Raw genomic sequence first — 4,102 nt, 5'->3', positions numbered from 1 at the left:
AAAAGCCAGAAATTACCCGCCAAGCACATCAATCAACGGTTCTTCGATCCCTCCAGGTTATAAATTTTCGGTTCAGCCTATATTGAATACACTCGGGAATAGTATTTCTTCCTACGAATTTCTGCTTAGATCGCATGATGGTGGGTCCCCTCAGCAGTGTTTTGCATCTCTACACGCTCAGGATATTTATGAGTTTGACCTTGTGTCTAAAAAAAGTGCCTTTGAATGGGCATCTAGATTTGTAAGTGCTAGCACAAAAATATCAATAAACCTATTGCCCATGACCCTCGTGAAAATCCCGGATTTAACAGAAACTTTAACAAATTATCTTTCCATGTTTAATCTACAACCAGAAAATATTATTATTGAGATAACAGAGGAAGAAGCAATTTCTCATATAGAGGAGTTTACTGACACGATAAAAGAGCTACATGTCGCTGGTTTTGGAATTGCAATCGATGATTTTGGAGCAGGCTTTGCTGGCCTATCTTTGATAACAAAATTTCAACCAGAAATCATCAAAATCGATCGTCTGCTAGTCAATAAAATTTATCAGGATGGTCCCCGTCAAATGATAGTAAAATCTGTTGTGAACCTCTGCCGACCGCTTGGTATTGAGATAGTCGCTGAGGGAATAGAAGAAATAGAAGAATGGACATGGTTGAAAAATGCTGGAGTGAATTTATTTCAAGGGTTTTTATTTTCCAAACCGAGTATTAATGACGTTTTAAAAATTAAAGTACCAAATTTGACGCCCTTCACGAGTCTTTAACCGTGGTGAATATATTTTCGACCCAGTGGTGCATGTTATATAAATAGCAGTCATAAAGTGGCTTTGGTTTCGTTTTCACCTGCATACTGGGCAGCGATATTCCGTTTATGCAGGCAGTGCCTAAGATTGTTACTGTCATAATCTTGGCCTGCTATGATCTTTTTCATCTCATCAGGCATCTACGTCAGAGAATGATGTTGCATCCTAATGCACTGATCCATGGTGCCTAAAAAGGATGGGACCTACACGGACACACAGGACGTCCAGCTGTGAGTTCAGGTCACCGTCCGGATGTCGTCCAGTTGAGGTTTACCACGCATCAGATGAAGGTACGGATTAATTCACTTCGTCTGATTTTCAGCAAACAAAAATGTCAATCACTGCATAGATTGTCATAGATAAGTATGTGCACTGAGTATTACGATTAATTCAATAAATTACCAAAATATGCGTTTAATGAAATTATGTAATTATTGTCGCAGGACATTTCTGTATAAATAAAAATATAATATGAGAATGGAAAAAATGGGATATTCCCTGTATTAACACAAGCGTGCTAAGCATCAAAGGTCGGCGCATTTTTAGGTTAAGGCTGGCACTAGCTAAAATCTGAATATGCAACATTTTCCTAAGTTAGGATTGACCAATGACTGATCTAAAAAAATCTTTACCCTCCTGGAATAGTGCTGACCAGAAACTGGGTGATGTTATCTGGGATATCGTTCATAAAGATCTCGAGGAAATTCTCCTGCGTGCCTATCAGGCGGCAGACCCAACGCTACATACAATGAAGCGCGATATATTCAAGGAAGAAGAAAAGAAATTTTCTTTTATAAGTAGAGGGGACTTCTGTGATGAATATTTTGAAGTTCAGGAGAAAATTGCCAATAGGCTGGCCGGTGAAGTCGATTACATTAGTTACCTGAGCCGCGTTTACTCTGCTTATGTTGGAGGTCTTGTTCAGAGTCTAATCCGAAAAAAAATGATCTTCCACGGTAAAAAAGAACGGCTTGTTGAACTTCTTATCAAGTCAGTTCTTTCCGACATTTCTGTGGTAATGTATCATTACTTTATATATCTCAACAAACAAACAGATGAAGCGCGTGCTGCCGCCCAGGTAGAACGGGAACTCCGGGCTCGCGAAGACCATGATGTCATCAATGTTATTACTCAGGCACTAGAAGCCCTCGCTCAGGGAGATCTAACTTATCGTATTGAAAGTGGCATGCCTGAACGCGTTGACGTTTTGAAGCAAAATTTTAACACAATGGCAGCTCAACTCGAGCAGACTATGGCTCAAATTTCCACGAACACAAAAGATGTGATGGCTAATGCCGATGGCATACGCCAAGCATCAGATGATCTATCCCGACGAACAGAACAGCAGGCGGCCACGTTGGAGGAAACTTCCGCAGCGCTTACAGTCATAACACAGAGGGTAATCCAGACAACAGAAGAGACAAAAAAAGCGCATCATCTCGTTGAGACAACCCACACAGATGCCGCGCACTCCTCAATCATCGTGCAAAATACAATAGAAGCAATCAATCAGGTCGAACAATCTTCTAATGAAATTTCAGGTATTGTTGGAATTATTAATGATCTGTCCTTCCAGACTAATATCCTTGCACTAAATGCTAGTGTTGAAGCGGCTCGGGCTGGTGAAGTAGGACGCGGGTTTGCTGTTGTCGCTCATGAAGTACGTGTTCTGGCGCAGCGTTCTAGCGACGCCGGAAAAGAAATTTCTTCCCTGATCGATAGGTCCGGGAAACAAGTCCATAGTGGTGTTGCTCTAGTGCGTGAGACAGGAGTTTCCCTTAAGCGTATTGTAGAACAGGTCAAGGCCATTAATGAACTTGTGTCAAATATTGCACATGCTGCACAAGAACAGGCCGAAAGTATTGGTCAACTCAATGTAGCCATGGCTGATATGGAACAGACTACTCAAAAAAATGCCGCTGTTGCGGAACAGAGCGCCGCTGCAAGCCACAATTTGGCTGCCATGTCTGACGAGCTGGCAAATCTGGTTGCTCAGTTTCACATAGAAACAAACTACCCGGCTCTTGCTGGCATTTAAGGCGCTTTGTCTTTGTCATAACGTTCCGAGATGTTCTCCCCAAAGTTTAAAAGTTCTTCAGTCATTGACAGTGATTTATTCTGAGGATGTCGTTTGAACGTGGAGGGTTCGAAAAACCCTTCGACTTTGAACAGTTGTCTGTGATTCCATCTTTCCTGCGTTGATTGGGAAAGATGGAAGATGAAGCAGAATGGTTTCTTTGATGTTGAAGAGCAGCTTGCCCGGTTGAGCGGGCTTGGTGATTAACTCGAAGCGTTTTCCCTGACCGTGGATTTTAAGGTGTTCCGCCCTGATCTGGACTAGGCTCTGGCTTATTCGGAGGGAAGCAAAGGGGACGTCCGCCTTTTGATGTGGCTCTGATGTTCAAAATTCTGGTGATCTAGACACTGAATAAGTTCTCCGACGAACGGACAGAATACCTGACCAACGACCGCCTGTCTTTTATGCGTTTCCTTGGTCTGGGGCTGTCGGACCGGGTGCTGGATGCCAAAACGGTCTGCCTGTGTCAAAAGCGTCTGATACAGGCGGGTGCGATTGAAAGACTGTTTGACCGATTTGACGTGATCCTGCTCAATGCTAGATATTTGCCGATGTCGGGCCAGATTTTGGACGTAACGCTGGTGGTTGCTCCAAAGCAGCGCAATACCAACGTGGAGAAGGCATATCTTCGGACGGGGCGGAACTCACAAGACTGGCAGGACATCGTCTTCGCATTGGCTTCGGCATAATTGGCAACGTCGTTGGCGATCAGCGAACTGGTTGTCAGATGGTTCAGAGCCGCATCGGCCGAGTTTTCGGTAACGCCCCCTTTTAATGTTGTGGTATCCTCCACAGAAACAGTCAGCCCTTCTGTAACTGCATAAAACCCGGACTGGGTCGCTTCCGTTGACGCGTAACTGTCTGTCGTCTTGCTGTGGTTGAAACTCGCACTCCCGCCTATATCTCCAGATCCCGCACCGGAATAGATCGTACATTTGGGAATATTGGTCTCAGGACTCATTCTTTGAGACAGATGCAAATTGTAAGGTGGCTTTGACTTCCGGTTCTTCTTCGACGGAATACAGGCGGTGATATTCCGGTCTGCGAGAGACTGTCTGATTTTATTGCTGTCGTATCCCCGATCACCGATGACTTCCTCTGTCTCACCCGACAGGTCGGCCCTGATCATCGCACACGGCATGAAGTTTTGAGTTCAGACCGCCTTTTGTCCGTCCGATATGGCGGGGAAAAGCCCCTTTTTGAGCAGGGACGCC

The 4,102-nt window shown here is 44.4% G+C and carries 2 protein-coding genes and 1 pseudogene; all 3 read left to right on the top strand.

Annotated elements, in window-relative coordinates:
* Positions 1 to 772 (top strand): EAL domain-containing protein (locus tag HK20_RS12305; RefSeq protein WP_143296519.1); only part of this gene is annotated, 772 nt, incomplete at its 5' end.
* 646 nt (positions 773 to 1,418) lie between these two features.
* On the top strand, positions 1,419 to 2,849 hold the full coding sequence (locus HK20_RS12300; RefSeq protein WP_086647331.1) for a methyl-accepting chemotaxis protein: 1,431 nt from the start codon (positions 1,419 to 1,421) through the stop codon (positions 2,847 to 2,849).
* A 180-nt stretch (positions 2,850 to 3,029) separates the two neighbouring features.
* Positions 3,030 to 3,550 (top strand): annotated as a pseudogene (locus tag HK20_RS12295) (transposase); the annotation flags it as partial.
* Positions 3,551 to 4,102 lie beyond the last annotated feature (552 nt).

This window comes from Acetobacter sp. DsW_54 (assembly GCF_002153575.1).
In the GTDB taxonomy this organism is placed as follows: Bacteria; Pseudomonadota; Alphaproteobacteria; order Acetobacterales; family Acetobacteraceae; genus Acetobacter; species Acetobacter fabarum.
This window is presented reverse-complemented; position numbering and strand designations above follow the sequence as displayed.

Bases quoted from the DNA above. Each gene is read 5' to 3' on its own strand.
- HK20_RS12300 (WP_086647331.1), top strand. From the start codon at position 1,419: ATGACTGATCTAAAAAAATCTTTACCCTCCTGGAATAGTGCTGACCAG.